At 74.8% G+C, this 25,449-nt stretch carries 25 protein-coding genes; 13 read left to right on the forward strand and 12 right to left on the reverse strand.

What is annotated here, in order from left to right:
- Positions 1 to 47: 47 nt before the first annotated feature.
- Positions 48 to 1,073, reverse strand: coding sequence for an iron chelate uptake ABC transporter family permease subunit (locus AB0883_RS22010; RefSeq protein ID WP_366643042.1), 1,026 nt, complete (start codon positions 1,071 to 1,073; stop codon positions 48 to 50).
- Positions 1,070 to 2,020: an iron chelate uptake ABC transporter family permease subunit gene (locus tag AB0883_RS22015; RefSeq protein WP_366643044.1), complete on the reverse strand. Its 951-nt coding sequence runs from the start codon at positions 2,018 to 2,020 to the stop codon at positions 1,070 to 1,072. The genes AB0883_RS22010 and AB0883_RS22015 overlap by 4 nt, the downstream gene beginning before the upstream one ends.
- Before the next feature lie 217 nt (positions 2,021 to 2,237).
- Here AB0883_RS22015 and AB0883_RS22020 point away from each other — a divergent pair, with 217 nt between their 5' ends.
- Positions 2,238 to 3,275, forward strand: a complete 1,038-nt coding sequence (locus AB0883_RS22020) for an ABC transporter substrate-binding protein (protein WP_366643045.1) — start codon at positions 2,238 to 2,240, stop codon at positions 3,273 to 3,275.
- The gene (locus tag AB0883_RS22025) at positions 3,272 to 4,117 is read left to right on the forward strand and encodes a siderophore-interacting protein (protein ID WP_366643046.1); all 846 of its coding nucleotides are present in this window, start codon (positions 3,272 to 3,274) and stop codon (positions 4,115 to 4,117) included. The genes AB0883_RS22020 and AB0883_RS22025 overlap by 4 nt, the downstream gene beginning before the upstream one ends.
- A gap of 76 nt (positions 4,118 to 4,193) precedes the next feature.
- Here AB0883_RS22025 and AB0883_RS22030 read toward each other — a convergent pair whose 3' ends face one another.
- Positions 4,194 to 4,679, reverse strand: coding sequence for a GNAT family N-acetyltransferase (locus AB0883_RS22030; protein ID WP_366643047.1), 486 nt, complete (start codon positions 4,677 to 4,679; stop codon positions 4,194 to 4,196).
- 200 nt (positions 4,680 to 4,879) lie between these two features.
- On the opposite strand from AB0883_RS22030, the gene coaD reads away from it, so the two are divergent.
- A complete protein-coding gene (gene coaD / locus AB0883_RS22035) occupies positions 4,880 to 5,344 on the forward strand; it encodes a pantetheine-phosphate adenylyltransferase (protein ID WP_366643048.1) in 465 nt (154 codons plus the stop codon).
- A 137-nt stretch (positions 5,345 to 5,481) separates the two neighbouring features.
- Here the strand turns inward: coaD and AB0883_RS22040 are convergent, their stop codons facing one another.
- On the reverse strand, positions 5,482 to 5,979 hold the full coding sequence (locus AB0883_RS22040) for a DinB family protein (protein WP_366643049.1): 498 nt from the start codon (positions 5,977 to 5,979) through the stop codon (positions 5,482 to 5,484).
- A gap of 102 nt (positions 5,980 to 6,081) precedes the next feature.
- On the opposite strand from AB0883_RS22040, the gene AB0883_RS22045 reads away from it, so the two are divergent.
- The gene (locus tag AB0883_RS22045) at positions 6,082 to 6,522 is read left to right on the forward strand and encodes a hypothetical protein (RefSeq protein WP_366643050.1); all 441 of its coding nucleotides are present in this window, start codon (positions 6,082 to 6,084) and stop codon (positions 6,520 to 6,522) included.
- 146 nt (positions 6,523 to 6,668) lie between these two features.
- Here the strand turns inward: AB0883_RS22045 and AB0883_RS22050 are convergent, their stop codons facing one another.
- Entirely contained in the window at positions 6,669 to 6,956 is a 288-nt protein-coding gene (locus AB0883_RS22050) for a hypothetical protein (protein WP_334523733.1), read from the reverse strand.
- Between the two features lie 296 nt (positions 6,957 to 7,252).
- On the opposite strand from AB0883_RS22050, the gene AB0883_RS22055 reads away from it, so the two are divergent.
- Positions 7,253 to 7,951, forward strand: coding sequence for a class I SAM-dependent methyltransferase (locus tag AB0883_RS22055; protein WP_366643051.1), 699 nt, complete (start codon positions 7,253 to 7,255; stop codon positions 7,949 to 7,951).
- 65 nt (positions 7,952 to 8,016) lie between these two features.
- Here AB0883_RS22055 and AB0883_RS22060 read toward each other — a convergent pair whose 3' ends face one another.
- Positions 8,017 to 9,570 carry an NAD(P)/FAD-dependent oxidoreductase gene (locus AB0883_RS22060; protein WP_366643052.1) on the reverse strand — a complete coding sequence of 518 codons (1,554 nt, stop codon included), beginning with the start codon at positions 9,568 to 9,570 and terminating at the stop codon, positions 8,017 to 8,019.
- A 259-nt stretch (positions 9,571 to 9,829) separates the two neighbouring features.
- Between AB0883_RS22060 and AB0883_RS22065 the strand changes: the two genes are divergently transcribed.
- Positions 9,830 to 11,083: a hypothetical protein gene (locus AB0883_RS22065; RefSeq protein ID WP_366643053.1), complete on the forward strand. Its 1,254-nt coding sequence runs from the start codon at positions 9,830 to 9,832 to the stop codon at positions 11,081 to 11,083.
- Here AB0883_RS22065 and AB0883_RS22070 read toward each other — a convergent pair.
- Positions 11,076 to 12,122: a LacI family DNA-binding transcriptional regulator gene (locus AB0883_RS22070; protein WP_366643054.1), complete on the reverse strand. Its 1,047-nt coding sequence runs from the start codon at positions 12,120 to 12,122 to the stop codon at positions 11,076 to 11,078. The two genes, AB0883_RS22065 and AB0883_RS22070, sit on opposite strands and share 8 nt — an antisense overlap.
- Positions 12,123 to 12,418: 296 nt before the next feature.
- Here AB0883_RS22070 and AB0883_RS22075 point away from each other — a divergent pair, with 296 nt between their 5' ends.
- The 6 genes from AB0883_RS22075 to AB0883_RS22100 all read left to right on the forward strand — a co-directional run bounded on the left by AB0883_RS22075 (position 12,419) and on the right by AB0883_RS22100 (position 18,781).
- Positions 12,419 to 13,570: a Gfo/Idh/MocA family oxidoreductase gene (locus AB0883_RS22075; RefSeq protein WP_121398816.1), complete on the forward strand. Its 1,152-nt coding sequence runs from the start codon at positions 12,419 to 12,421 to the stop codon at positions 13,568 to 13,570.
- A 55-nt stretch (positions 13,571 to 13,625) separates the two neighbouring features.
- Positions 13,626 to 14,783, forward strand: coding sequence for a dihydrodipicolinate synthase family protein (locus AB0883_RS22080; RefSeq protein WP_366643055.1), 1,158 nt, complete (start codon positions 13,626 to 13,628; stop codon positions 14,781 to 14,783).
- A 38-nt stretch (positions 14,784 to 14,821) separates the two neighbouring features.
- Positions 14,822 to 15,643 carry a sugar phosphate isomerase/epimerase gene (locus AB0883_RS22085; protein WP_366643056.1) on the forward strand — a complete coding sequence of 274 codons (822 nt, stop codon included), beginning with the start codon at positions 14,822 to 14,824 and terminating at the stop codon, positions 15,641 to 15,643.
- A gap of 54 nt (positions 15,644 to 15,697) precedes the next feature.
- Positions 15,698 to 16,141, forward strand: coding sequence for a hypothetical protein (locus AB0883_RS22090; RefSeq protein WP_366643057.1), 444 nt, complete (start codon positions 15,698 to 15,700; stop codon positions 16,139 to 16,141).
- A gap of 127 nt (positions 16,142 to 16,268) precedes the next feature.
- Positions 16,269 to 17,654, forward strand: a complete 1,386-nt coding sequence (locus tag AB0883_RS22095) for an FAD-linked oxidase C-terminal domain-containing protein (protein ID WP_366643058.1) — start codon at positions 16,269 to 16,271, stop codon at positions 17,652 to 17,654.
- Positions 17,651 to 18,781 carry a (Fe-S)-binding protein gene (locus tag AB0883_RS22100; RefSeq protein ID WP_366643059.1) on the forward strand — a complete coding sequence of 377 codons (1,131 nt, stop codon included), beginning with the start codon at positions 17,651 to 17,653 and terminating at the stop codon, positions 18,779 to 18,781. The genes AB0883_RS22095 and AB0883_RS22100 overlap by 4 nt, the downstream gene beginning before the upstream one ends.
- A 55-nt stretch (positions 18,782 to 18,836) precedes the next feature.
- On the opposite strand, the gene AB0883_RS22105 is transcribed toward AB0883_RS22100, so the two are convergent.
- From AB0883_RS22105 to AB0883_RS22115, 3 genes are read right to left on the reverse strand one after another with little or no spacing between them, the layout of a single operon-like run.
- Positions 18,837 to 21,110, reverse strand: a complete 2,274-nt coding sequence (locus AB0883_RS22105; protein WP_366643060.1) for an ABC transporter permease — start codon at positions 21,108 to 21,110, stop codon at positions 18,837 to 18,839.
- A complete protein-coding gene (locus AB0883_RS22110; protein ID WP_366643061.1) occupies positions 21,107 to 21,787 on the reverse strand; it encodes an ABC transporter ATP-binding protein in 681 nt (226 codons plus the stop codon). The genes AB0883_RS22105 and AB0883_RS22110 overlap by 4 nt, the downstream gene beginning before the upstream one ends.
- Entirely contained in the window at positions 21,784 to 22,308 is a 525-nt protein-coding gene (locus AB0883_RS22115; protein ID WP_366643063.1) for a PadR family transcriptional regulator, read from the reverse strand. The genes AB0883_RS22110 and AB0883_RS22115 overlap by 4 nt, the downstream gene beginning before the upstream one ends.
- Before the next feature lie 82 nt (positions 22,309 to 22,390).
- Here AB0883_RS22115 and AB0883_RS22120 point away from each other — a divergent pair, with 82 nt between their 5' ends.
- Entirely contained in the window at positions 22,391 to 22,966 is a 576-nt protein-coding gene (locus AB0883_RS22120) for a GNAT family protein (RefSeq protein ID WP_366643064.1), read from the forward strand.
- On the opposite strand, the gene AB0883_RS22125 is transcribed toward AB0883_RS22120, so the two are convergent.
- Positions 22,937 to 23,524: an ATP-dependent endonuclease gene (locus AB0883_RS22125; RefSeq protein WP_366643065.1), complete on the reverse strand. Its 588-nt coding sequence runs from the start codon at positions 23,522 to 23,524 to the stop codon at positions 22,937 to 22,939. The two genes, AB0883_RS22120 and AB0883_RS22125, sit on opposite strands and share 30 nt — an antisense overlap.
- Before the next feature lie 207 nt (positions 23,525 to 23,731).
- Positions 23,732 to 25,291 carry a cellulose binding domain-containing protein gene (locus AB0883_RS22130; protein ID WP_366643067.1) on the reverse strand — a complete coding sequence of 520 codons (1,560 nt, stop codon included), beginning with the start codon at positions 25,289 to 25,291 and terminating at the stop codon, positions 23,732 to 23,734.
- Positions 25,292 to 25,449 lie beyond the last annotated feature (158 nt).

Consider the following 25,449-nt stretch of genomic DNA (forward strand, 5'->3'; position numbering starts at 1 on the left):
GCTCGGTGCTCCGTTCTCGTCGTGGGTGGCCCGCCGGCCGGGCCCGGTCACAGCCGGCCGGCCCGGCGCTCGGTGGCCAGCAGCCAGACCAGGTAGGCGCCGCCGAGCACGCCGGTCACCACGCCGACCGGCAGCTGGTGCCCGGGGAAGGCCCGCAGCGCGAGCTGGTCGGCGGCGACCAGGAGAACCGCGCCGACGGCCGCCGAGGGCAGCAGGTTCGGCCCCGGGGCGCGGGTCAACCGTCGCGCGAGGTGTGGCGCGGTGAGGGCCACGAAGTTCACCGGCCCGGCGGCGGCCGCCGCGAGGGAGACCAGCAGCACCGCCGCCGCCAGCACGACCAGGCGCAGCCGCTCCACGCGTACGCCGAGGGCGGCGGCGGTGTCGTCGCCCATCTCGACCAGCCGCATCGCCGGCCCGTAGCCGGCCAGCATGAGGGGCACCAGCACGCCCAGCGCGATCAGCAGCGGCAGCGCGTTCGACCAGCCGCGGCCGTCGAGGCTGCCGGTGAGCCAGAGCACGGCGCGGGCGGCGTCCATCAGCGGCGCCCGGGTGAGCAGCCAGCCGTTGACCCCGGTGAGGATCGCCATGGTGCCGATGCCGACCAGGATCAGCCGGTACCCGTGCACGCCGCGCCGCCAGGACAGCGCGTAGACGAGCGCGCCGGTGACCAGCCCGCCGACCACCGCCGACGAGGCCAACGCCAGGCTGCTGCCGCCGAGCACCACCACGACGAGCGCCCCGGTGGCCGCGCCCTGGGTGAAACCGAGCATGTCGGGGCTGCCCAGCGGGTTGCGTACCAGTGACTGGAAGACCGCGCCGGCCAACGCCAGCGCGGCGCCGACGCAGAGCGCGGTGACCACCCGGGGCAGCCGCAGCTCGGTGACGATGAACTCCTCGGCCGGGGTGCCCCGGCCGGTGAGGGCGCGCAGCACGTCGGCGGGGCTCATCGGGTAGTCGCCGTTGCCGATCGCGAGCACGCTCAGCGCCAGGGCCAGCAGCACGCAGGCGACGCCGACGGCGACGGCGCGGGGACGCAGCCGCAGGGACAGGCCGCGGGTACGGAGGGTGATCACGGGTGGGCCACCCGCCCGCGCTGCACCAGCCAGAGGAAGAGCGGCCCGCCGGCCACGGCGGTCACGAGCCCGACCTGGAGCTCGCCGGGGCGGCTGAGCACCCGCCCGAGCACGTCGGCGCCGAGCAGCAGCACCGGCGCCAGCACCAGGCAGTACGGCAGCAGCCACCGCAGGTCCGGCCCGGTGAGCGCGCGCACCAGGTGCGGCACCAGCAGCCCGACGAAGACGATCGGCCCGCAGGCGGCGGTGGCGGCGCCGCAGAGCAGCGTGATCGCCAGGATGACCGCGCCCCGGATCAGGGCCGGGCGGGCGCCGAGCGCGCGCGCCGCGTCGTCGCCGAGCGCCAGCGCGTTGAGCGGGCGGGCGACGGCCAGGGCGACCAGCAGGCCCGCCGCCATGAACGGCGCGACCGTGCGGACGGTCGACGGTTCGGCGCTGGACAGCGACCCGACCGTCCAGAACCGCAGCCGTTCCAGCGAGGCCGTGTCCACCAGCATCACCGCGCTGACGTACGAGTAGAGGGTGGCGTTGAGCGCCGCGCCGGCCAGCGCCAGCCGGGCGGGGGTGGCCCCGCGCCCGCCGCCGACGGCGTACACGGCGGCGGTGACCGCCGCCGCGCCGAGCAGCGCGAACCACACCTGCCCGCCGACGCCGCCGATGCCGAACAGCAGCGCACCGGTGGCCACCGCCGCCGCGGCGCCGGCGTTGATGCCGAGCAGGCCGGGGTCGGCGAGCGGGTTGCGGGTCAGCGCCTGCATCACCGCGCCGGCGACGCCGAGCGCCGCCCCGGCGAGCAGGCCGAGCAGCGTACGCGGCAGCCGCATGCGGTGCACGACGGCGTACTCGGCGGCGTCGCGGTCCAGCAGGCCCTGCCACACGTCGGTGAGGGGGAGCTGTTTGGCGCCCACGGCGATGCTGAGCACCGCGACGGCCGCGAGCAGCAGCACCGACGCCGCGAGCCCGGCGGCCCGCAGCGTGGTCCGGCCGGGCCGGCGTACGGCCGGCGGTGCCGGCGGCGCGCCGACGCGGGGGGAGAGGGTGGCGGACAGTGTGGGCTCCGATGTGGTGCGGAATTCCGAACGGGACTTGACAGCCGTTTAGGTTAGGTTAACCTAACCCCGCTGTCCATGGTCATTCGCCCGACCCTGATCGAAAGACACCACCATGCCGCATCCCGTGTCCGCCCGCCGCCTCTCCCGCCGGGGCCTGCTCGCCGCCGGTGGCGCCGCCACCCTGGCAGCCCTGCTCGCCGGCTGCGGCGGGGACGAGGACTCCGCCACCCCCGCCGCCAAGGACTCCGGTGGGCCGTGGTCGTTCACGGACGACCGTAACGAGAAGGTGAGCGCCGACGCGCGCCCGACCCGGGTGGTCGCCTTCACGGGGGTCGCCGCCGCGCTGGTGGACTTCGGGCTCGACAAGCAGATCGTCGGGGTGTTCGGCGAGACGAAGCGCGCCGACGGCACCGCCGAGCCGCAGGCCGGCGACCTGAACGTGGAGTCCGTGCAGATCCTCGGCAACGTGTGGGGCGAGTTCAACCTGGAGAAGTACGCCGCCCTGCAGCCCCAGCTGCTCGTCACCCACATGTACGACCCGGGCGCCCTCTGGTACGTGCCGGACGAGAGCAAGGGCAAGATCCTCCCGCTCGCCCCCAGCGTCGCGATCACCACCGCCCGGGTGCCGATGACCAAGCCGATCGAGCGGTACGCGCAGCTCGCCGAGTCCCTCGGCGCCGACCTGTCCGCGAAGAAGGTCACCGACGCCAAGGCCCGCTTCGAGGCCGCCGCCGAGTCGGTCCGCCAGGCGGTCAAGGCGAACCCGGGGATCAAGGTGATGGCCTGCTCCGGCAGCCCCGACCTGTTCTACGTCTCCAACCCCAAGGTCAGCACCGACCTGATGTACTTCGCCGAGCTGGGCGTCGACATCGTCGTGCCCACCAAGCTCGAGGCCGGCGACTACTTCGAGGCGCTGAGCTGGGAGAACGCCGGCAAGTTCCCGGCGGACCTGATGCTGCTCGACAACCGCGCCTCGGCCCTGCAGCCCAAGGACATGGCCACCAAGCCCACCTGGCAGCAGCTCCCCGCGGTCAAGGCCAACCAGATCACCGCGTGGGACGCGGTGCCCCGCTTCTCGTACGCCGGCGCCGCGCCGCTGCTGGAGAACCTGGCCACCGCCATCAAGGGCGCGAAGAAGGTCACCCCGTGACCACCGCCGTCGCCGTCCAGTACCGCCTCTTCGCCGCGCAGGTCGTCGGCGCCCGCCGCGTCGGCGCCTCCCTGGTCCGGGTCACCTTCGGCGGGCCGGAGCTGGCCGACTTCGCCGGTGGCGGCCGGGACCAGAGCGTCTCGCTGTTCCTGCCGCACCCCGGCCAGCCCGAGCCGGTGCTCCCCGTCGGGGCGGGGGAGGACTGGTTCGGCGCCTACCGGGCCATGGACCCCGACGTGCGCGCGGTGATGCGCTCGTACACCATCCGGGAGCAGCGGCCCGAGGTGGCCGAGGTCGACATCGACTTCGTCAGCCACGGCGACACCGGCCCCGCCTCCCGCTGGGCCCGGCACGCCCTGCCGGGCGACCGGGTGGTGCTGCTCGGCCCGGCCGTGCACGACAACCGCAGCGTCTGCTTCCGCCCCCCGGTCGGCACGGACTCCGTCCTGCTGGTGGCCGACGAGACGGGGCTGCCGGCCGCCGCCGGGATCCTGGCCTGGCTGCCGCCCGGCACCCCGGTGCGGGCCTGGATCGAGGTCCCCGACGCGGGCGACATCCAGGAGCTGCCCAGCGAGGCGCGGGCCGAGGTGCGCTGGATCGTGCGCGGCGGCACCGCCCCCGGCAGCACCCTGCTGGCGGACGCGGTGCGCGCCGCCCGGCTGCCGGCCGGCACCCCGTACGCCTGGATCGCCGGCGAGTCCTCGATGGTGCGCTCGGTGCGCCGGCACCTCGTCGGCGAGCGCGGCCTGGACCGCCGCCACGTCACCTTCTCCGGCTACTGGCGCCGGGGCGCCTCCGAGGAGGACCTGCGCGCCGAGGCCGTCGCCAAGGCCGCCGTCTGACCGACGCCGCCGTCGCGCCGGATCCCACCCGCCGGGGGTGGGCGTCCCGGCGCGACGGCGGCGTCCGTCGTGCCGGTCAGAACTCCCGGTACATGACGTGCAGGCCCACCCGGCCGACGGTGGGATGGCGGAACGCGCCGGGCACCGTGCCCACCACGGCGAACCCCTCCCGCCGGTACAGCTCCACGGCGGTGGCGTTGCTCGCCACCACGGCGTTGAACTGCATCCCGGCGTACCCCCGCTCCCGGGCCCAGTCGACGGCGTGCCGGCACAGCGCGGTGCCCACGCCCCGCCCGCGCGCCGGGCGGGCCACCATGAAGCTCGCGGTGGCGACGTGCGAGCCCGGCCCGGGGCGGTTGGTGCCCATCTTCGCGGTGCCCAGCACCGCGTCGCCGTCGACCGCGACCACCGTCCGGCCGGGCGCGGCCTCCACCCACATGTCGTACGCCTGGTCGGCGGTCAGCTCCGGGTCGTAGGGGAAGGTCTCCTGCGCCCGGACCACCTCCTGGACGATCGGCCACACCCGGGCCCAGTCGGACTCGTGGAACTCGCGGATCCGCATCCGGCGGATGCTATGGGCGGCCCGGGGCGGCGGCAAGGCGTTTACCGGCCACGGCACCGGCGCGCCGTCGCGGGCTCGGTCGAGGTGGCGGGGTCCGCCGGCCCCCGGCCAGGCGGGTGCCGGACGTGTCCACGGCGCTGTGACACACTGCCCACCCCCGGGGGCCCGCGGATCCGGCAGCCGATACCTACAGTCGGGCCATGAGCACTTCGACAGCACGCACCCCCGGTCGCGTACGCGTGCGAGCCGTCTACCCCGGCAGCTTCGACCCCTTCACTCCCGGGCACCTGAACGTGGTGAGCCGGGCACGCGACCTCTTCGACGAAGTGGTCGTGCTCGTCGCGGTCAACAGCACCAAGCAGCCGAGCGCCGACGAGGAGGCGCGAGCGGCCGCTGTCCGGGCCATGCTGCCGGTCGGGTGGACCTCCGTCACCGTCGCGGCCTGGAGCGGGTTGACCTCCGCCTACTGCCGTCGCCACGACGTGGGAGTCATCGTCCGCGGCGTGCGTAACACCACCGACCTCCAGGCCGAGTACCGGCTCGCCGCGATGAACCAGTCGTTGGGCGTCCCCACGGTGTTTCTGCCCGCGCAGCCCGAACTGGCCGCGGTGTCCTCGACCGCGGCGCGCACGCTGGGGAAGTTGCCTCCGCCCACCCGGCCGTAGGCTGCCGGACATCGGCGCACCCTCGTCGGAGCGCCGCCGGATGATCCTTGAGCTGCCGCGTCGGGACCAGGCGACGTGGAGCGCCAGGGCGGCACGCCGGCGACGCGTGCTCCGCGGCACGAGCGGGCGTCCGCGCGCTACCCGTCGACGAGTTGCTCTCGGAGAATGTCCGCGTGCCCACAGTGCTGGGCGAGCTCGCGCAGCATGTGGAGATACACCCACCGCAGCGGAAGGGGGCCCCGCCGGTTGCCGTGCAGGATGTCGTCCAGACCCAGGGACGCCGTCGCACGGCGTGATGCCTCGCAGGCTTCGCGGTGTGCGCGCTGGACGGTGGCGATCGTGTCGTCGTCATCGAGGACGAACGACTCGTCCGGCGTCGCGGGGATGCCGATCTCAGCGCGCGACCGGCACGTGACGGCTTCGTCGAACCAGACCTTCTCGACGAAGGTCACGTGCTTCACAAGGCCCAGCAGCGTGGTCCGGGAGGCCACCAACGACCGGCGCGCCTGTTCCTCTGTCAGCCCGTCCAGGCAGCCGTTGAGGGCGCGACGGTGCTCGTCGAGGAACGCCTCGAACTGGGCGCGGGCTGGCTGGGTGACGACCTGGTCGGCGAAGGTGGGTGGGTAGGAGGGCATGGGAGAAGCATTCCAGACCGTCGCCCGGGAGCAGTGCCGGACATCGGCGGGTGGCCCGGGCCGAGTGCGGGTGGTTCGGCTGGCACGGGCTAGTTTGCTCGGATGAGTTCCCTCGATGACGTCGCGAGGCGTGACGGTTGGCGATGCTGGGTGTGCGACGAGCCGGTCGACGCCGGCATGTCGGTGAACGACCCGCGTGGTCCCAGCGTCGACAGCCGCACCGCCGACAAGAAGGCCAAGGTCGCCGAGCGACTCGCGCACCGTGCCTGCAACACCCGCAAGGGCGCGGTAAGGGTGGTCATCGCCTGGCCGGAGCACCTGCACGTGGTGGAGCCCGCGCCACTGATCACCGTCGCCGAGCGACTCGAACGCAAGGGTGGCCGCGAGCTGGTCGCCCGCTGCCCGAGCGAGAAGGACGCCCGGGCGGCGGCGGACTGGCTGGTCGACCGGTTCTCCCGGCTGGTGCCCGGACTGCCGGTGACCGCGAGCGTCGACGCAGGCGGCGGACAGTATCTCGTCGCCCTGGCCGCCGGCCGCCGCTGACCGGTGACCCTGGTCGGCGGGCCGCCGGCCAGGGTCCGATCCGTGAGCGTCCGGCAGCCCGGGACCCGGGCCGCCACCGCCGCTGCGGCGCACCGCGCGTACCGGCCGTCTCCAGCCGGTGACGGCAGTGGGCGATCAGTTCCCGATCAGAAGGGGGGTGCGTCCTCGCCCATCAACGCCAGCACGACGCCTCCCTTCCCGCTCTTGAGGCCCTGGACCACGACCTTGCCGGTGCTGCCGTCGGGCAATTCCAACGTGAAGGTCTTCCCGACCGCGTTCTTGGGGCCGTTGCCGGCGCTGTTGGCGGGTCGGAAGTCGCCCGCCCACGGGGGGATCCCACCCCTGCGGGCGGGCTCGGCGAAGAGCGCGGCGGTGCCGGGGGTCCGGGTGCCGTCGGAGGAGAGGAGCACTGAGGCGCTGCGATAGGTAGCCATATGCGGCAAGGCTATCCCGGACCGTGCCCGTTCGCGCCATCACAACTGCCGGGTAACGCGAACGGTTTCGAAACGACCGTGACCTCGTCCCACCCCTCGTGCCGATCCTGGACCTCGATCTCTCACCCGCCGCCGCGACCAGCTCGCCGACTCGGATCGGCCCTGTCGGATCAGCCGGGGCGTTGACACGAGCGAGCCCAGCCGATTGATCCCGCGCGGCAGGGGCAACTGGTGTCTCCGCCCTCATGGCAGGATCGTGCGTTCGCCCCGGAGCGTCTGGTTGGGAGCCGAACCTGGTGAAGGCCGATCACTACGACAGTTTCGCCGAGCGCTACTCCGTCGACAACGAAGCCAACCTGATCAACGGCCACTACGAGCGGCCCGCGATGATCGGACTCGCCGGGGACGTGAACGGCCGACGGATCCTCGACGCCGGCTGCGGTTCAGGTCCCCTGTCCGCGGCGCTTCGCGAGCGAGGGGCCATCGTGACCGGCTTCGACGCCAGCCCCGCGATGGTCGAGCTGGCCGAACGGCGACTGGGCGAGGACGCCACGCTGCTGGTCGCCGACCTCAGTGAGCCGCTGCCCTTCGCCGACGGTGCGTTCGACGACGTCGTCGTGTCCCTGGTCCTGCACTACCTGAAGGACTGGACTGCGCCCCTGGCCGAGCTGCGACGAGTCCTGAGACCAGGGGGGCGCCTCATCCTGTCCGTGAACCACCCGATGGTCTACACGGCAGTGCACCCGGACGCCGACTACTTCGCCCTCGCCCGGTGGTCGGAGGACTACACGTTCGACGGGCACAGCACGGAGCTGACCTACTGGCACCGGCCGTTGCACGCGATGACGGATGCGTTCGCCGACGCGGGCTTCCGCGTGTCGGTCGTCAGCGAACCCCCCATGTCTCCCGAGACTCCGCGCGAGATTCTGCCTCCGCATCTCGTGGGCCGCACGTCGTTCATCTGCTTCATCTTCTTCGTCCTCGAAGCGCGCTGAGTCCGGGCCGGTCCGCCGCCGGGCTTCGAAGGCCCCGGCTCGGGCCACCGGCACGCGCCGGCTGCTCAGCCGAGGCGTACCTGGGCCGGTCGTTCGGGCCGGGCGGCGCCGTCGAGCGTCGTGCCGACCGGGCCGGCGGGCCGGGCCGGTACGACGGGCGCGTCCCGGCCGGTGCCCCGGTGTCCGTCCCCGTCGTGGCTCGACTCCTCGTGGTAGTCCTGCTCCACGTTGACCGACCACACGTCGTGCCGGGTGCCGCAGGCGATGTTCTCGGCGGTGAGCATCGCCGTCAGCATCGAGTGGTCCTGGTTGTTGTAGCGGTGCATGCCGTTGCGGCCCACCGGGTGCACGTTGGGCACCTCGCGCGCCAGCCAGTCCCGGATCACGTCGACGTTGTGCTGGTAGCGCTCGTCGTAGACCGGGTACGCCTTCGGCATCCGCACCACGTACCCGGCCTCCACCACCCCCGGCCGGACCAGGCCGAGCCGCTCCAGTTCGGCAGTCGCGGCGGCGATCAGCTCGGCGTCCGGCGTACGCCAGGTCTCGTCGTCCTCGAACACGAAGTACTCCAGGCCGAGGCAGGTGCGGCCGTCCTTGACCAGGTGCGGCGACCAGGAGCCGAAGTTCTGGATCCGGCCCACCTTCACCGCCGGGTCGTGCACGTAGATCCAGTTGTCCGGGAACGAGAACTCCTCCGGCACCACCAGCGCGACGGTCAGGAAGTCCCGGTACCGCAGGTCGGCCGCGGCGGCCAGCACCTCCGGCGGGGCCGCCGGGCGCAGCGCGGCGACCAGCTCGGAGATCGGCATCGAGGAGACGACGTGCTCCGCCGGCTCGCTACGCTGTCCGCCGGCCCCGTTGACGGTCACGGCGACGGCCCGGCGGCGCTCCGGGTCCCGGTGCACGGCGGTCACCCAGGTGCCGGTCTCCACCCGGCCCCCGCGCCGGCGCACCTCCTCGGCGCAGCGTTCCCACATCATTCCCGGGCCGAGCTTCGGGTACTGGAACTCCTCGATCAGGCTGGTCACGTCCTTGCGGTTGCGTCTGGGCAGCACCGCGTTGCGGACCGCCTTGGCCAACGACAGGTTCTTGATCCGCTGCGCGGCCCAGTCGGCCTGCAACCGGTCGGCCGGCATGCCCCAGACCTTCTCGGTGTACGTCTTGAAGAACATCGAGTAGAGCCGCCAGCCGAACCGGGCCGAGACCCAGCCCTCGAAGTGCGACTGGTCCTTCGGCGGGCGCAGCCGGGCCCGCGCGTACGAGCCCATGCACAGCACGGCCTCCCGCACGCCGAGGTTGCGCAGGGCGTTCGTCGCGCTCAACGGGTAGTCGAACAGGGCGCCCCGGTAGTAGATGCGGCTCATCCGGGGCCGCAGCAGGAAGTCCTCGTCGGGCAGGATCTCGTGCCAGAACTCCTCGACCCGGGCCACCTTCGTGAAGAACCGGTGCCCGCCGATGTCGAAGCGCCACCCGTCCCGCTCGACGGTGCGGCTGATGCCGCCCACCACCTCGTCGGCTTCGAACACCCGGACCGGGCTGTCCCGCCGGAGCAACTCGTACGCCGTGGTCAGTCCCGCCGGCCCCGCGCCGATGACCACCGTGCCGCGCTCTTCGCCCATGCCCGTCGCCCCCTGCTTCCGCCTCCCGGAGGCGGCCCGCTTACCCGGCACCGGCCCGAACTCACCCCGGATTCCCGTCCGCTCCAGGGACGCCCCGACGGGACGGGCCGCCCGGGAGGGCCCCCGACGCGCCCGGCGCCCGGTTCCGCAGCCCCGGTGCCGGAGCGGCCACGGCGGCGGCCCGGGGTCGCGCGGACGTGTCAACGGCCCGGGAACGGGGATGTGGCACCGTTCGGGCGGCCGGATCGGGAGACACGTGATGGACAGTGGGCGGGCCGTCTCGGACCGGCGGTGGCGCGCCCTGCCCGCCCGGCTGGCCGGGCGCGGGCACGACCTGCGGCGAGGGGCGTCGCGGGCCGCCGGGCGGATACCGACGCCGTGGCTGTTCGTCCTCGCCGTCTTCTTCGGTACGAAGATCGTGCTCAGCGCCCTCGGGGTGCTCGCGCTGAGCGCGTTCGACGACGTGCCCTGGGCCCCGCCGCCGGACGAGACGACGATGCGCGAGCAGCAGCGGGCGGTCTCCGGGCACCGCGCGGTCGCGCTCTGGTTCGCCTGGGACTCCTTCCTCTACGACCGCCTGGCGCAGCTTCCGCTCGACGAGCCGTGGCGCGACTTCGGCTTTCCTCTGCTCTATCCGTTCCTGGCCCGTCCGCTGGCCCCGCTGCTGGGCGGGGACACCGCGCTGGCGTTGCTGCTCGTCGCCAACGTCGCGTTCCTGCTGATGCTCTTCTACGCCCACCGGCTGGGGGAGCGGCTGCTCGGCGACGACGCCGCCGCCCGCCGGTTCGTCCGCTACCTCGTGCTGCTGCCGGCCGGGTTCCTGTTCCAGGCGGCGCTGACCGAGTCGCTGTTCCTCTGCCTGGCGCTCGCCGCCTTCCACCACGCGGAGCGGCGGCGCTGGCTGCTCGTGGGCGTCGTCGGCTTCTTCCTGGCGATGAGCCGCTCGGTCGGGTTCCTCGTCGTGCTCCCGCTGGCCCTGGTGCTGCTGCGGCAGCACGGCTACCGGCTGGGCCCGCGCGCGTGGTGGGCGTACGTCCGCGTCGGCTGGCCGCTGGCGCTGGTGCCCGCCGGCTGGCTGGCCTTCATGGCGTTCTGCCGGTGGCAGAGCGGCGACTGGTTCGCCTACAAGCACGCCCAGGAGACGGGCTGGGGCATCCGGGTGCAGAACCCGCTGGCGGTGCTGTGGCACGGCCTGACCGACACCCCGTCCCGCGACGCCCTGCGGGTGTGGATCGCCGTGCTGGTGCTGGCGGTCCTGCTCGCGGGTGCCCGCCGGCTCGGGCTGCCCTATCTCGTGTACGGGCTGCTCATGGTCCTGGTGCCGCTGTCGATGGGCCCGCCGGTGTACAAGAGCCTGCTGCGCTATCTGCTGGCCGTCTTCCCGGTCGCTCTCGTGCTGGCCCGCTGGGCCCGGCACGCGGGCGCCGACGCCTGGCTGACCGCCGCCCTGGCCCTGCTCCAGGGCGCGCTCTTCGTGACCTGGCTCGCCTACTGGACCCACTTCATCATCTGACGTCCCGGGGGCGGGCCGGGGTGACCTCGGGGGCCGGCCCGGTGCTGTCCCGGCGCACCACCTCGGCGGGCAGCACCTCGACGCGGGGTGCCGCGGCCCCCGGGTCGAGCGCCAGCGACATCGCGCGGGCCCCCATCTCGACCAGGGGCAGCCGGACGGTGGTCAGCGCCGGGGTGACGTCCCGGGCGATCGGCATGTCGTCGAAGCCGATGACCGACATCTGCCGGGGCACCGCCACCGACCGGGAACGCAGCAGCGCCAGCGCGCCGATCGCCATCGAGTCGTTGAGCGCCACGACGGCGGTCAGTTCGGGGTCGGCGTCGAGCAGCGCGGCGGTGGCGGCGACGCCGCCGTCGCGGTCGAACTCGGCGTGCCGCACGCGGTGCTCGGGCAGGCTCAGCCCGTGCGCGGCGAGGGACTCCCGGAGCCCGGTGAGCCGGTCGGTGGTGGTGGTGAGCACCGCCGGCCCGGCCACCACCCCGATCGCGCGGTGCCCCAGCTCGTACAGTTCCGCGCCGATCAACCGGCCGCCGGCGCGGTTGTCCGGCATCACCGCGTCGCCGGAGTGCTCGTGCCGGCCGATGACCGCGACCCGTCCGCCGGTCGCCTCGTACGCGGCGAGCTTCTCGTTGAGCAGGCGGGTGAAAGTGGCGTCGTGGTAGCCCGAGCCGGCCAGGATGATCGCGGCGACCTGCTGACCGCGCAGCAGCTCGACGTACTCCAGCTCGCGGTCCGGGTCGCGGTAGCTGTTGCAGATCATCAGCAGCCGGCCCTGGTCAGTGGCGACCCGTTGCAGGCCCCGGGTGATCTCGGCGAAGTAGGGGTCGGAGACGTCGTGCACGATGACGCCCACCGCCACGCGGTGCGAGCGGGCCAGCAGCTGGGCGTGCGCGTTCGGCACGTACTGCAGTTCGGCAACGGCGCGGAGCACGCGCTCGCGGAGTTCCTCGGTGACGGGCTTGCTGCTGCCGTTGATCACCCGGGAGGCGGTCGCGGGCGAGACCCCCGCCCGCCGGGCCACGTCGGACAGGGTCGCCACTGCCGCCCCCTCGGTCGCTTCTCGACGGCCGCGCCCCGGTGCCGGCCATCCGTCACCGTACCGCAGCGAGAGCGCTTCCCCGTTCCGGCGCCCGCCCGCGTGGCCCGGCGGGCGACGCCGGCCGCGTGACGGGGCGGACAGCCCCTTGCCTGAGGAGGGAGGCGTTACCTACGCTGCCCAGGAAAGCGCTTGCCTGAGATCCGCCGCCGGGGGCCTCCCGGCGGCGGCGCAGGCGTGGAACAGGTCGCCGCCCGCCGCCGTCCCGGTCGGAGGCGCCCGCGGAGGGAAGGAACACCATGACCCGCAGGTCGATAGGCATCATCGTCAACGGCGTCACCGGCCGGATGGGCTACCGGCAGCACCTGGTGCGCTCCCTGCTCGCCATCCGCGAGCAGGGCGGCGTGCCCCTGGCCGACGGCACGTCGATCTGGCCCGAGCCCGTCCTGGTCGGGCGCAGCGAGACCAAGCTCCGCGAGATCGCCGAGCGGCACGGGCTGACCGACTGGACCACCGACCTCAGCGCCGCGCTGGCCCGCGACGACGTCGAGATCTACTTCGACGCCCAGGTCACCCAGCAGCGGGAGAAGGCGATCCGCCGGGCGCTGGACGCCGGCAAGCACATCTACACCGAGAAGCCGCTGGCCGAGGACACCGAGGGCGCCCTCGACCTGGCCCGGGCGGCGCGCGCCGCCGGCGTGCGTACCGGGGTGGTGCAGGACAAGCTCTTCCTGCCCGGGCTGCGCAAGCTCAAGCGGCTCATCGACGGCGGCTTCTTCGGCCGGATCCTGTCGGTGCGCGGGGAGTTCGGCTACTGGGTGTTCGAGGGCGACTGGCAGCCGGCCCAGCGCCCGTCCTGGAACTACCGCAGCGAGGACGGCGGCGGCATCGTCGTGGACATGTTCCCGCACTGGCAGTACGTGCTGGAGGAACTCTTCGGCCGGGTGCGTACGGTCTCCTGCCTGACCGCCACGCACGTGCCGCAGCGGGTCGACGAGGCGGGCCGCACGTACCCGGCGACGGCCGACGACGCCGCGTACGGCATCTTCGAGCTCGACGGAGGCGTGGTCGCGCAGCTCAACTCCTCGTGGTGCGTCCGGGTGCACCGCGACGAACTGGTCGAGTTCCAGGTCGACGGCACCGAGGGCAGCGCCGTGGCCGGGCTGCGCAGCTGCCGGGTGCAGCACCGGGCGGTCACCCCGAAGCCGGTGTGGAACCCCGACCTGCCGGTCACCGAGCCCTTCCGGTCGCAGTGGACGGAGGTGCCGGACAACGAGGAGTTCGACAACGGCTTCAAGGTGCAGTGGGAGGCGTTCCTGCGGCACGTCGTCGCCAACGAGCCGTTCCCGTGGGACTTCCTGGCCGGCGCGCGCGGCGTGCAGCTCGCCGAGCTGGGCCTGCGGTCGGCGCGCGAGGGCGCCCGCCTGGACATCCCGGAGCTGGAGCTGTGAGCGCGAGGAGTGAGCCGGGGTTGCGAGCCCCGCAGTCGCGAACGGAGGGGGAGCTGTGAGCGCGACCGATGAGGTGGTGCTGCCCGGTGGTCGGCGGTACCGGCTGACCGGGGGCGCCGGCTTCCCGCGCCCCGCCGGTCCGCCGACCAGCCGGATCGCGTACGCCGCCGCGCACGTGGTGGCCGATCCGACGGCCGAGAACGTCCCCGGCGCCCCGGCCGTGCTGGACTGGGACCGCACCCTGGCGTTCCGGCACCACCTGTGGTCGTACGGCTTCGGGGTGGCCGAGGCGATGGACACCGCGCAGCGCGGCATGGGCCTGGACTACCCGGCCACCCGCGAGCTGATCCGGCGCAGCGCCGCCGAGGCCCGCGCCGTGGGCGGACGGATCGTCGCCGGCGTCGGCACGGACCAGCTCCCGCCCGGCCCGGCGACCCTGGCCGAGGTCACCCGCGCCTTCCGCGAGCAGCTCGACGACGTGCGGGCCGCCGGGGCCCGCCCGGTGCTGATGTGCAGCCGCCACCTGGCCGCCGCCGCCCGCAGCCCGGAGGACTACCTGCGGGTGTACGACGAACTGCTGAGCGCCGCCGACGAGCCAGTGGTGCTGCACTGGCTCGGCCCGATGTTCGACCCGGCGCTCGCGGGCTACTGGGGGTCGACCGACCTCGACGAGGCCGCCGACGCCGTGATCGGGCTGATCAAGGCCCACGACACAAGGGTGGACGGGATCAAGGTCTCCCTGCTGGACGCCGACCGCGAGGTGGCGCTGCGCCGCCGGCTGCCCGCCGGGGTGCGCCTCTACACGGGCGACGACTTCCACTACCCGGAGCTGATCCGGGGCGACGCGGGCGGCCACTCCGACGCGCTGCTCGGGGTGTTCGCCGCGATCGCGCCGGCCGCCGCCGCGGCGCTCGCCGCGCTGGACCGGGGGGAGCTTGAGGCGTACGACGCGATCTTCGCACCGACCGTGCCCCTGGCCCGGCACATCTTCGCGGCCCCCACCTGGCACTACAAGACGGGCATCGTCTTCCTGGCCTGGCTGGCCGGGCACCAGGACCACTTCACGATGGTCGGCGGCGCGCAGACCGGCCGCTCGCCGGCGCACCTGGCGACCCTGCTCACCCTCGCCGACGCCGCCGGGCTGCTGCCCGACGCGGACCTGGCCGCCGCCCGCGCCCGGGCGCTGTTCACCGTCGCGGGGGTGCCCCAGTGAGCGCCGGGCCTGCGAGTCCCGCGGTCGGGGGTCGCCCGGTGAGCAGAGCTGGCGCGGACGCTCTGCGGCGGTTCTCGTTCAACCAGGCCACGTCGCAGCACTGGCCGCTGCCCGAGGTGGTCGCCGGTTGCGTCGCCGCCGGCGTGCCGGGGATCGGGTTGTGGCGGGAGCCGGTCGCCGAACACGGGTTGGCCCGCGCCGCGAAGCTGGTCCGCGACGCCGGCCTCGAGGTGACGTCCCTCTGCCGGGGCGGCTTCTTCACCGCCGACGGCTGGCGGGAGGAGAACCTGCGGGCCATCGAGGAGGCCGCCACCCTCGGCACCTCGGTCCTCGTGCTGGTCTCCGGCGGTCTGCCGGCGGGCAGCCGGGACGTCGACGGCGCCCGCCACCGGGTGGCCGACGCGATCGCCGAGCTGGCCCCGCACGCCGCCGCGGCGGGGGTGACGCTGGCGATCGAGCCGCTGCACCCGATGTTCTGCGCCGACCGCTGCGTGGTGTCCACGCTCGGCCAGGCGCTCGACATCGCCGAACGGTTCGACCCGGGCGTGGTCGGGGTCGTCGTCGACACCTACCACGTGTGGTGGGACGACACGGTGTACGCGCAGATCGCCCGGGCAGGGGCGCGGATCGCCGCCTTCCAGGTGTGCGACTGGGTCACCCCGCTGCCCGAGGGGGTGCTGCTCGGCCGGGCCCTGCCCGGGGACGGCTGCATCGAGCTGCGCCGGCTGCGGGAGGCCGTGGACGAGGCCGGCTACACCGGGCCGGTCGAGGTGGAGGTCTTCTCGGCCGAGGTGTGGGCCCGGCCGGGCCGGGAGGTCCTGGACGCGTCGGTCGCGGGCTACCTGCGCCACGTGGCCTGACGGCGGGTCCCGGCCGGTCGGGCGGCCGGCCGGGATCCGGGCGAGGATGAGGGGGTGACCGACCGACGGGTGCACCTCGACGACCTCGGCGCGTGGCTGATCAAGGGCAACGCGGACCGGGTCGACCTGGCCGGCCGCTTCGCCCGCGATCCGCGGGTGACGGGCTGGTGCGTACGCCCCGGCTACCGGGCCCGGCTGATGCGCGCCGGTCAGCCGGTGGTCCTCTGGGCCAGTGGCAGCCGCGGGCGGCTCGCGTACGGCGTCTGGGGCGTGGGGCTGGTGGCCGCCGCCGCGGTGCCGGGTGAGCCGGGCGCGGCCTGGACGGTGCCGTTGGACCTGACGGTCCTCGACGAGGCGCACCGGGTGCCCCGTGAGTGCTTCCGGGGCGACGCGCGGCTGGCCGGCGCGGAGGTGTTGCGGCAGCCGCAGGGGGCCAATCCGTCCTTCCTCACGGTGGCCGAGTTCGCCGCGCTGCGCGAGCACCTGCCGCCGCGCTGACGGCAGGACGGGCCGCCGTCTTCACCCGAGCTGCCCGGCTCTCTATGATCGGTGAAAACTGTCGCCAGGCAGTTGGTCATGGACCGGCAAAAAGCTACAGGCGCGACCGGCGCCGGGAAGGGTGGACATGGCGCTGTCCGCGACCGTCCTCGCCGAACTGCGCGGCATCGTCGGCCCGTCGCACGTGCACGACGCGGCCGGCGATCTCGTGGCGTACGCCCGGGACGCGACGCCGCTGTTCTCGCACCGGCCGGACGCGGTGGTCTTCCCGGCCGACACCGCCGAGGTCGCCGCCGTGCTGGCGCTGGCCACCCGGCACCGGGTGCCCGTGGTGCCCCGCGGCGCGGGCTCCAACCTCTGTGCCGCGACCGTGCCGCTGCGCGGCGGGATCGTGCTGGTGCTGACCCGACTCGACGCCATCCTGGAGGTCAGCGCGGACGAGCTGCTCGCCCGGACGCAGCCGGGCGTGACCAGCGCCGCCCTGGCCGACGCGGCCGCCGCCCGGGGCCTGCTCTGGGCGCCCGACCCCGGCAGCCGGACCGTCGCGACGGTCGGCGGCACCATCGCCACCTGCGCGGGCGGCCTGCGCGGCCTGAAGTACGGCGTGACCCGCAACTACGTGCTGGGCCTGGAGGCGGTGCTGCCCACGGGCGAGGTGATCCGCACCGGCGGGCGGCTGTGGAAGGACGTCGCCGGCTACGACCTGACCCGGCTGCTCACCGGCTCCGAGGGCACCCTCGCCGTGATCACCGAGGCGACCGTGGCGCTGCTGCCCGCCCCGGCGTCGACGAACACCGGCGTCGCGTACTTCCCGACGCTGGCCGACGCGGGGGAGGCCGTCGCCCGGGTGATCCGGGCCGGCGTGGTGCCGGCGACGCTCGAGTTCCTCGACCGGGCCTGCATCGGGGCCGTGGAGGACTTCGCCCACCTGGGGCTGCGCGCCGACGCCGGTGCCCTGCTGCTCTTCGGCGACGACGGCCCGCCGGACCTGGTCGCCGCCCACCTGGACCGGATCGGCGCGGCCTGCGTCGAGGCCGGCGCGGTGGAGGTCACCACGGCCCGCGAGGTCGCCCAGGCCGAGGCGCTGCTGGCCGCCCGGCGCTGCGCGCTGCCGGCGCTGTCCCGCCGGGGCGGGGTGACCATCCTGGAGGACGCGACCGTGCCCCGGCCACGCATCGCCGAGATGGTCGACCGGATCGACGCCGTCGCCGCCCGGCACGACGTCGCCATCGCCACCTTCGGCCACGCCGGTGACGGCAACCTGCACCCCACCTGCGTGCTCGACTCGGCCGAGGACCACGAGGCGGTACGCCGGGCCGAGGCGGCCTTCGCCGACATCTTCGCCGCCGCGATCGACCTCGGCGGCACGATCACCGGCGAGCACGGGGTGGGGGCGGCGAAGCTGCCGTTCCTCGCCGCCCGCCTCGGCGAGGACCAGCTCGCCCTGCTGCGCCGGATCAAGGGCGCCTTCGACCCGGCGGGCGTCCTCAACCCCGGAAAGCTGGGATCATGACCGGCGACGTGTTCGACCCGGAGCAGCTGTCCCGCTGCATCTCCTGCGGGTTCTGCCTGCCGGCCTGCCCCACGTACGCGATGACCGGCGACGAGGCGTCCTCGCCGCGCGGGCGGATCACGTTGATGCGGGCGTTGCAGGACGGCACCCTGCCCCCCGACGACGGCACCCTCGCCGAGCAGTCCTCGTTCTGCCTGGGCTGCCGGGCCTGCGAACCGGTCTGCCCGGCCGGGGTGGAGTACGGCAGCCTGCTGGAGCAGTGGCGGGTGCACCAGTGGCGGGGCTGGCGGCGACCGCTGGTGGCCCGGGCGCTGATGCTGCTGGTCGAGCAGCGGTGGCTGCTGCGGCTGTCCGGCCTCGTCCGTCGTGCCGCCCGTGGCCGGGCCGTCACCCCACGCCAGGCCGGGCCGGCCCCGGCCGCGGCACCCGCTCCGGTGGCCGCCCCCGGGTCCGCCGCCCCCGGCGGGCCGGGCGCGCAGCTCATGCTGGGCTGCGTCGAGCGGGGGCTCTTTCCGGCGGTCAGCCGGGGGGCGCACGCGCTCGCCCCCGAGCTGAGCGTGCCCACCGCCCAGGGCTGCTGCGGCGCGCTGCACGCGCACAACGGCGACCTGGCCGGCGGCGAGCGGCTGGCCGAGCGGCTCGGCGAGGACCTGCCCGGCACCATCGTCACCACCTCCGGCGGCTGCGCCGCGCACCTCGCCTCCGTGCTCGGCCGGGACCGGGTGCGCGAGCTGTCCACCTGGCTCGCCGACCGGCCCGCCGGGGCCGAGCTGCGGGTGGGCGGGCGGCGCGCCCGGGTCGCCCTCCAGGACTCCTGCCACCTGCGCAACGGCCTCGGCGTCTTCGCGCAGCCCCGGGCGCTGCTGAGCCAGGTCGCCGACTACGTGGAGCTGCCCTCGGCGGCCACCTGCTGCGGGGCGGCCGGCACGTACTCGCTGCTGCGGCCGAAGGAGTCGCGGCGGATCCTGGACGCGAAGCTCGACGAGATCGAGGCCGCCGGGGTGGACCTGGTGGTGGCGGTCAACCCGGGCTGCCTGCGGCAGCTGCGCACGGGCCTGCGCCGGCGCCGCTCGGCCGTGCGGGCCGTGCACCTCGCCGAGTTGCTCACCCGCGTCGAGGCGCCGTAGCGGCACGCAACCCGGGAGGTGACGGTGTCCGCGTCGGCCGCCTGTGGACGCCGCCCTACTCGGTACGGATGCCGTCGGGTCGGGTCAGCCGCCACAGCACCGGCAGGCTGAGTCCCGTCACCAGCAGCACCACCGCCGCCCCGAGGCCGGTGGAGATGCCCAGCGCCGGCCAGGCGACCGCCACCGGCGTCTGCACCATCCGCAGCAGCACCGCGCCGAGGCCGAGCCCGAACACGACCGCCAGGGCGAGCCCGATCGCCACCGGCACGGCGCTCTGCCACAGCACCGACCAGCTCAGCGTGGAGCGCCGGGTGCCCACCGCGACCAGCATCGCCAGCAGCCGGCGGCGCTCCCGCAGCTGCTCCAGCACGCCGACCAGCATGCTGGCCCCGATCAGCAGCAGGGTGACCACCGCGCCGACGTACAGGCCGCGCTGGACGTTGACGAACTGGCTGGCCTGGCGGTTCTCGGTCAGCGTGAGCACCGAGGCGTACGGGTCGGCCCCGATGGCGGCGTTGCGCACGTGCTCCACCGCGTCCGGCTGGTCGGCGGCGAGGCGCAGGTACGCCTCCGCGCGCAGCGGCCCGAGCCGGGCGGCGTCGACCGCGCCGGGAGTGACCAGCACCCCGCCTTGCCGGTAGCCGGACGGGTCGCTGCGCACCGGCGCCTCCCGGGCGGTGGACGGCACCCGCCAGGTCACCCCGTCGGCGGCGGCGACCACCACCGTGGCGCCCGGCCCGACGCCGGCCGGCTGACCCTCGGAATCGCGTACCAGGAACACGTCGCCGTCGGCGCACCGGTCGAGCCGGGCGAACTCGGCCAGCGCCGCGCAGTCGCCGATGCGCAGCGTGCCGTACGCGTCGTCTGCCGTGATCGAGGCGGTCAGGGTGGCGGTGCTGGCGGTCACCCCGGGCACGTCGGACAGCCGGTCCAGGGCCGCCGGGGCGTCCGGTCGCCCGGTGAACTGCACCTGCACCTGCGCCCGGGAGGTGTCCTGCCCGGTGTCGAAGGTGAACCGGCCGGCGACGCCGGCGAAGAGCATCTGCAACCCGATGGTGCCCGCCACGGCGACCGCGATGCCGTTGACCAGCCGCGCCGAGGCGGCGCTGTCGAGCTGGAGGCGGCGCACCGCGAGCTGCCACGCGACGGGGCCGCCGCGCAGCCGGCGTACGAGCAGGTCGGTGAGCCAGGGCAGCAGGGTGACCACGCCGACCAGCAGCAGCACCGCGCCGGCCGCGGTCTGCCGCTCGCTGCCCAGCGGCGCGATTCCGGCGCCGCCGGCCAGCAGCAGCCCGAGCCCGGCGGCCGGCAGCAGCAGCCGCCACCCCAGCCGGCGGCGCACCGGCGTGGCGCGCCGGGTCACCCCGAGCGGCTCGACCAGCACGGCGCGCATCGACACCAGCGTCACCACGACGGCGAGCGCCGGCACCGCCAGCACGACGGCGGCCACCAGCGGCAGCGGCGGGCGCACGTCGGCGGCGTACACGCTGAGGTCCATGAGGGTGACGAGCGGGACCACCTGCCGGCCGAGCGCGAAGAGCACGCCGCCGGCCGCGACGCCGAGCAGCGCGCCGGCGGCGGCCTCCCCGGCGGCGATCCGGCGGACCATCGCGGCGTCCGCGCCGACCAGCCGCAGCGCGGCCAGCCGCCGGTCGCGCCGCTCGCCGCCGAAGCGCACCGCCGCGCCGAGGAACACCGCGATGGGCAGCAGCAGGACCACGAAGATGACGACCACCAGCACCATCAGCACCGGGTCGAAGGCCTCGCCGGGCAGCCCGCCGCCGAACGCGTCCAGCCGGGTGGCGTCGTCGGCGGCGAGGGTGTCGCTGCCCAGGTAGTAGGCCAGCTCGCGCGGACCCGCCAGGCCCTCGTCGGCGATGACGCCGGTGACCGTGGCCCCGCCCAGCCGGGGGGCGAACAGCGCGCCGTCGGCGGAGCCGAGCAGGTCGCGCAGGGCGGGGGAGACCAGCACCTCGCCGGCGCGGGGCAGCGCCGACACCCCCGGCGGGACCGGCGCGGCCGGTCCCTCGGGCCGCAGCACCCGGCCGCGCACCGGCTGTCCCCGGAACTCGGTGTCGGTCGGGCGGACCAGCAGGGTGTTGGCGGCGGCCGGGATCTTCTCGCCCATCCGCAGGTCGTCGCGGGCGTCACCGCGCGCCTGCCGGGCGTCCAGCGCGCCGGGCACCGCGGCGGCGAGCAGCAGCATCGCCACCCCCACCCCGACGCCGACCGCGGTGAGCACGGCCCGCAGCCAGCCGTCCCGGCCGCCCGTGAACGCCATCCGGGCGCCCATGACCAGGTCGGCCGCGCGGTCGCGCAGCCGCGTCACGCCGCGACCTCCAGGTCCCGGGTGCGGCCGTCGCGGACCACGACCTCCCGATCGGAGTACGCGGCCACCCGCGCCTCGTGGGTCACCAGCACCACGGCCGCCCCGGTGTCCCGGGCGGCGGCGGTGAGCAGCCGCATGACCCGTTCGCCGTTGAGCGAGTCGAGCGCGCCGGTCGGCTCGTCGGCGAAGACCACCCGTGGCCGGGTGACCAGCGCCCGGGCGACCGCCACCCGCTGCCCCTGCCCGCCGGAGACCTCACCGGGCCGCTTGCCGGCCACCTCGGCGACCTCCAGGCGGTCCAGCCACTCGGCGGCCCGCCGCTCCGCCTCGCGGCGGCCGACCCGGGCCAGCCGCAGCGGCAGCGCGACGTTCTCCAGGCAGGTCAGCTCCGGCACGAGCTGACCGAACTGGAAGACGAAGCCGAACTCCTCCCGGCGCAGCGCGCTGCGCTCGGCGTCGCTCAGCGCCGTCAGGTCGCGGCCGGCGTAGTGCACCCGGCCGGAGTCGGGCCGGGTGATGCCGGCGAGGCAGTGCAGCAGCGTGGACTTGCCGGAGCCCGACGAGCCCATGACGGCCAGCACCTCGCCCGGGTGCACGCGCATGCTCGCCCCGGCGAGCGCCCGGGTCGGCCCGAACGAGCGGTGCAGGTCCTCGGCGAGCAGCAGCGGCGCGCTCACGACCGGACCGCCGCGGCGAGTTCGTCGAGGCGGGCGGCGGTCAGCTCCAGCCAGCGCAGGTCGGCCTCCAGGTGGAACAGCGCGTGGTCGCAGACCAACTGCTCGGCGAGGTCGCCGTCGCGCTTGCGCCGGGTCAGCTCGCGCATCATCCGCAGGTGCTCGGAACGCTGCACGTCGAGCACGTCGGCGGCGGGGCGGCCGGTCAGCAGGGCCAGCACCACCTTGGTGTAGAGGGTGCTCTGCAGGTACGGCTCGGGCTTCTCGGCCCGCGCCAGCCACTGCGCCACGTCCGTGACGCCCGCCTCGGTGATCGCGTACCGCTTGCGCTCCGGGCCCTCGCCCGGCTCCACCGCGTCCACCTCGACCAGGCCGCCGCGCAGCAGCCGGGACAGGGTGGCGTAGACCTGCCCGTACGCGAGCGGGCGGGCGTGACCGAAGCGCTCGTCGTAGAGGCGTTTGATGTCGTAGCCGTGGCGGGGGGTGGCCTCCAGGAGGCCGAGGAAGGTCTGTCCGATCGACATGGCCGGGACTATACACACCGCGTATACCCCGTGTGTATACCGGTACAGTGCCGGCTCACCGTCTCTGCACCGGGAGGTCACCGTGTTCGCCCTGTCCCTGACCGAGGACGCCGAGCTGCGTCCCCTGGAGCCCTGGCGGGCCGGGGAGTTCCTCGCCCACCTCGACCGGGCCCGCGCGCACATCGAGCCCTGGGTGTCGCCCTCGTTCGTCGTCGGCGACCTCGACTCCGCCCGGGCCGTGCTCCAGAGCTACGCGGACCGGTGGGCGCGCGACGCCGGCGGCATCTGGGGCATCTGGCGACGGGGCGACCTGGTCGGCGGGGTCATGTTCGTCTCGTTCGACGTCGCCCGGGGCGTCTGCGAGGCGGGCTGCTGGCTGGAGCCGGCCGGGGAGGGCCACGGGCTGGTCACCCGGGCGGTCGGCCGGATCGTCGACTGGGCGGTGCGGGAGCGCGGCATCCACCGCGTCGAGTGGCGCACCAACGCGCGCAACGCCCGCAGCATCGCCACCGCCCGGCGGCTGGGCATGCGCCTCGACGGGACGCTGCGCGAGGTCTACCCGGGGCCGGCCGGGCGGATCGACCTCGAGGTGTGGTCGGTGCTGGCGCACGAGTGGCGCCGCGTGCGCTCAGACGCGGGCGAGCACCGCGTCGAGTGAGCGGGGCACCCGGTCCGGCTCCAGCGCCGCCACGAGCAGTCGCGCGTACGCGCTCTTGCGGCCGGACCGGGTGCCGAGGAAGCGGCGCAGCTGCGCCTCGACGGCGCGCCCCCGCTGGGCCGGCTGCCGTTGGAAGAGGTCGAACGAGCGCAGCTCGCCCTCGGCGGCGAGCACCGCCCGTACCCCGGCGACGCCGACCGCGCGGATCAGCTCGTCCTCCAGGTCGGCCACGCAGACGTGGAACCCGAGGGCCGCCAGACCGGCGCGGGACAGGTCGGCGCCGAGGCCGCAGCGTTCCAGCCCGCGCCGGAAGTAGCCCTCCTCGGCCTCGTCGTAGAGGCCCGCCAGCCGCAGCCCGCGTCCCGCCGGGCCGAGCTGGTCGAGGAAGTGGCCGATGTTCGTCGCGCCGCCCATGGCCACGACCCGTACGCCGTCGGCGTCGAGGTCCCGGCCGCGCCGCGCGGCGAGGGTCTCCAGGGCGACCCGGTCGCTCGTCCCCTCGACGAGCACCACCGCACGCGCGTCGATCCCGGCCGCCAGTTCACGGATGCCGCGCACGCTCGCCTCCCGCCCCGGACGCCGCCGCGCCCGGCCGCTCGGCCGGGCGTCGCTGCGGGTGGTCCGGTCCCGTGTCCGCCACGCGATGGTGGGCCGGACCGGCCCGGCGGCGCAACCGGGTTCCGGCGCGCGGACGGGCGTGCCGGCCCCGTCCGTCGTCGGGTCGGGCCGCCGTCCGGGCCGGGCGGCCCGGACGGCGGCACCTGTTCAGGGCAGCGCCCGCAGGAAGGGGCCATGGCTCAGCCGGAACTCCCAGGCGTAGAACCGGTCCCAGTTGATCGACCAGGTCATCAGGCCCCGGAAGGCGGGGTTGGTGCCGCTGCGCGGGGTGTACGGGCCGCAGCCCTGCCCCTTCACCAGGCAGGTCACCGCCGCCTGCACCCCGGCCGGGGCGAGGTATCCGTTGCCGGCGCTGGGGGAGGAGGGCGCGCCGAAGGCCACCTGGTCCTCGCGCAGCGGCGGGAAGACGCGGTCGGGGTTGCCGGCGACGGGGAAGCCCGCGAGCAGCATGTCGGTCATCGCGATGTGGAAGTCCGCGCTGCCCATCGTGTGGTACTGGTTGTCGAGCCCCATGATCGGCCCGGAGTTGTAGTCCTGCACGTGCAGCACGGTGAGGTCGTTGCGCAGCGCGTGGATCACGGGCAGGTACGACCCGGCGCGCGGGTCCTGCCCGCCCCACGGGCCCGACCCGTAGAACTGGTAGCCGAGCTGGACGAAGAACGTCTCCGGCGCCATCGTGAGCACGAAGCCCGCCCCGTACCGCTGCTTGAGGGTGCGGATCGCGGAGATCAGGTTGACGATCACCGGCGTGGTCGGGTTGCGGAAGTCGGTGTCGCCCGCGTCCAGATAGAGCGAGTGCCCCTCGAAGTCGATGTCGAGCCCGTTCAGGCCGTACCGGTCGATGATGGCCGACACCGACCGGACGAAGGTGTCCCGGGCGGCGGTCGTGGTGAGCTGCACCTGGCCGTTCTGCCCGCCGATGGAGAGCAGCACCTTCTTGCCCTGCGCCTGCTTGGCGCGGATCGCCGCGGTGAACTCGGCCTCGGTCTCGACGCCCGGGCACTCACTGGCCGGGCAGAGCTGGAACCGGATGTCGCCGGAGGTGACCGTGGTGGGCTCGCCGAAGGCGAGGTTGACGATGTCCCAGTCGGCGGGCACGTCGGCCATCCGCAGGTAGCCCGAGCCGTTGGCGAAGCTGGCGTGCAGGTAGCCGATCAGCGCGTGCCGGGGCAGCGCGCCGGGCGGGGGAGTGGTGGGCGGCGGGGTGGTCGGCGGCGGTGTGCTGGGCGGCGGGGTGGTCGGCGGTGCCGTGGTGGGCGGGGCGGTGGTGGGCGGTGCCGTGGTGGGCGGGGTGGTGGGCGTGCCGCCCGAGCAGGGCGCGCCGTTGAGCGTGCAGTCGGTGGGGGAACCGGAGCCGGTGGCCAGGAAGCCGAACGACACCGAGGCGCCGGGGGCCACGGTGCCGTTCCAGGAGCGGTTGGTGAAGGTGTGCCGCTGACCGACGCTGCTCACCGTGGCATCCCAGTAGGAGCCGAGTGTGGTGCCCGCGGGCAGGGTGAAGGCGACCTGCCAGCCGGTGATGGTGCTCGGCCCGCCGTTGGTGACGGTGTAGCGCCCCTCCCATCCGGTGCCCCAGTCGGCGGTCTTGACGAAGGTGGCGGTCGGGCCGGCGGCGCGGGCCGGCGCGGCGAGGGTCAGCGTGGTGGCGGTGACGGTGGCGAGGGCCGCCACGGCGGCCAGCAGCAGGTTTCGGGCAGGGCGACGCATCCGGACCTCCCGGGTACGAGGGCCGTCGGATCGACGGATGCACAATTATTAGGATTGTTAACTGTAATTGTCCAGGCGTTCGGGCAGGGCTTTCCCGTCGCGTCCCCACGCCCGCCCGTCGACGCCCCGCCTCCCGGCCGGTCCGGCGGCGCGCCTAC

The sequence above is a fragment of the Micromonospora sp. NPDC047812 genome (genome assembly GCF_040704175.1).
Classification (GTDB): domain Bacteria; phylum Actinomycetota; class Actinomycetes; order Mycobacteriales; family Micromonosporaceae; genus Micromonospora.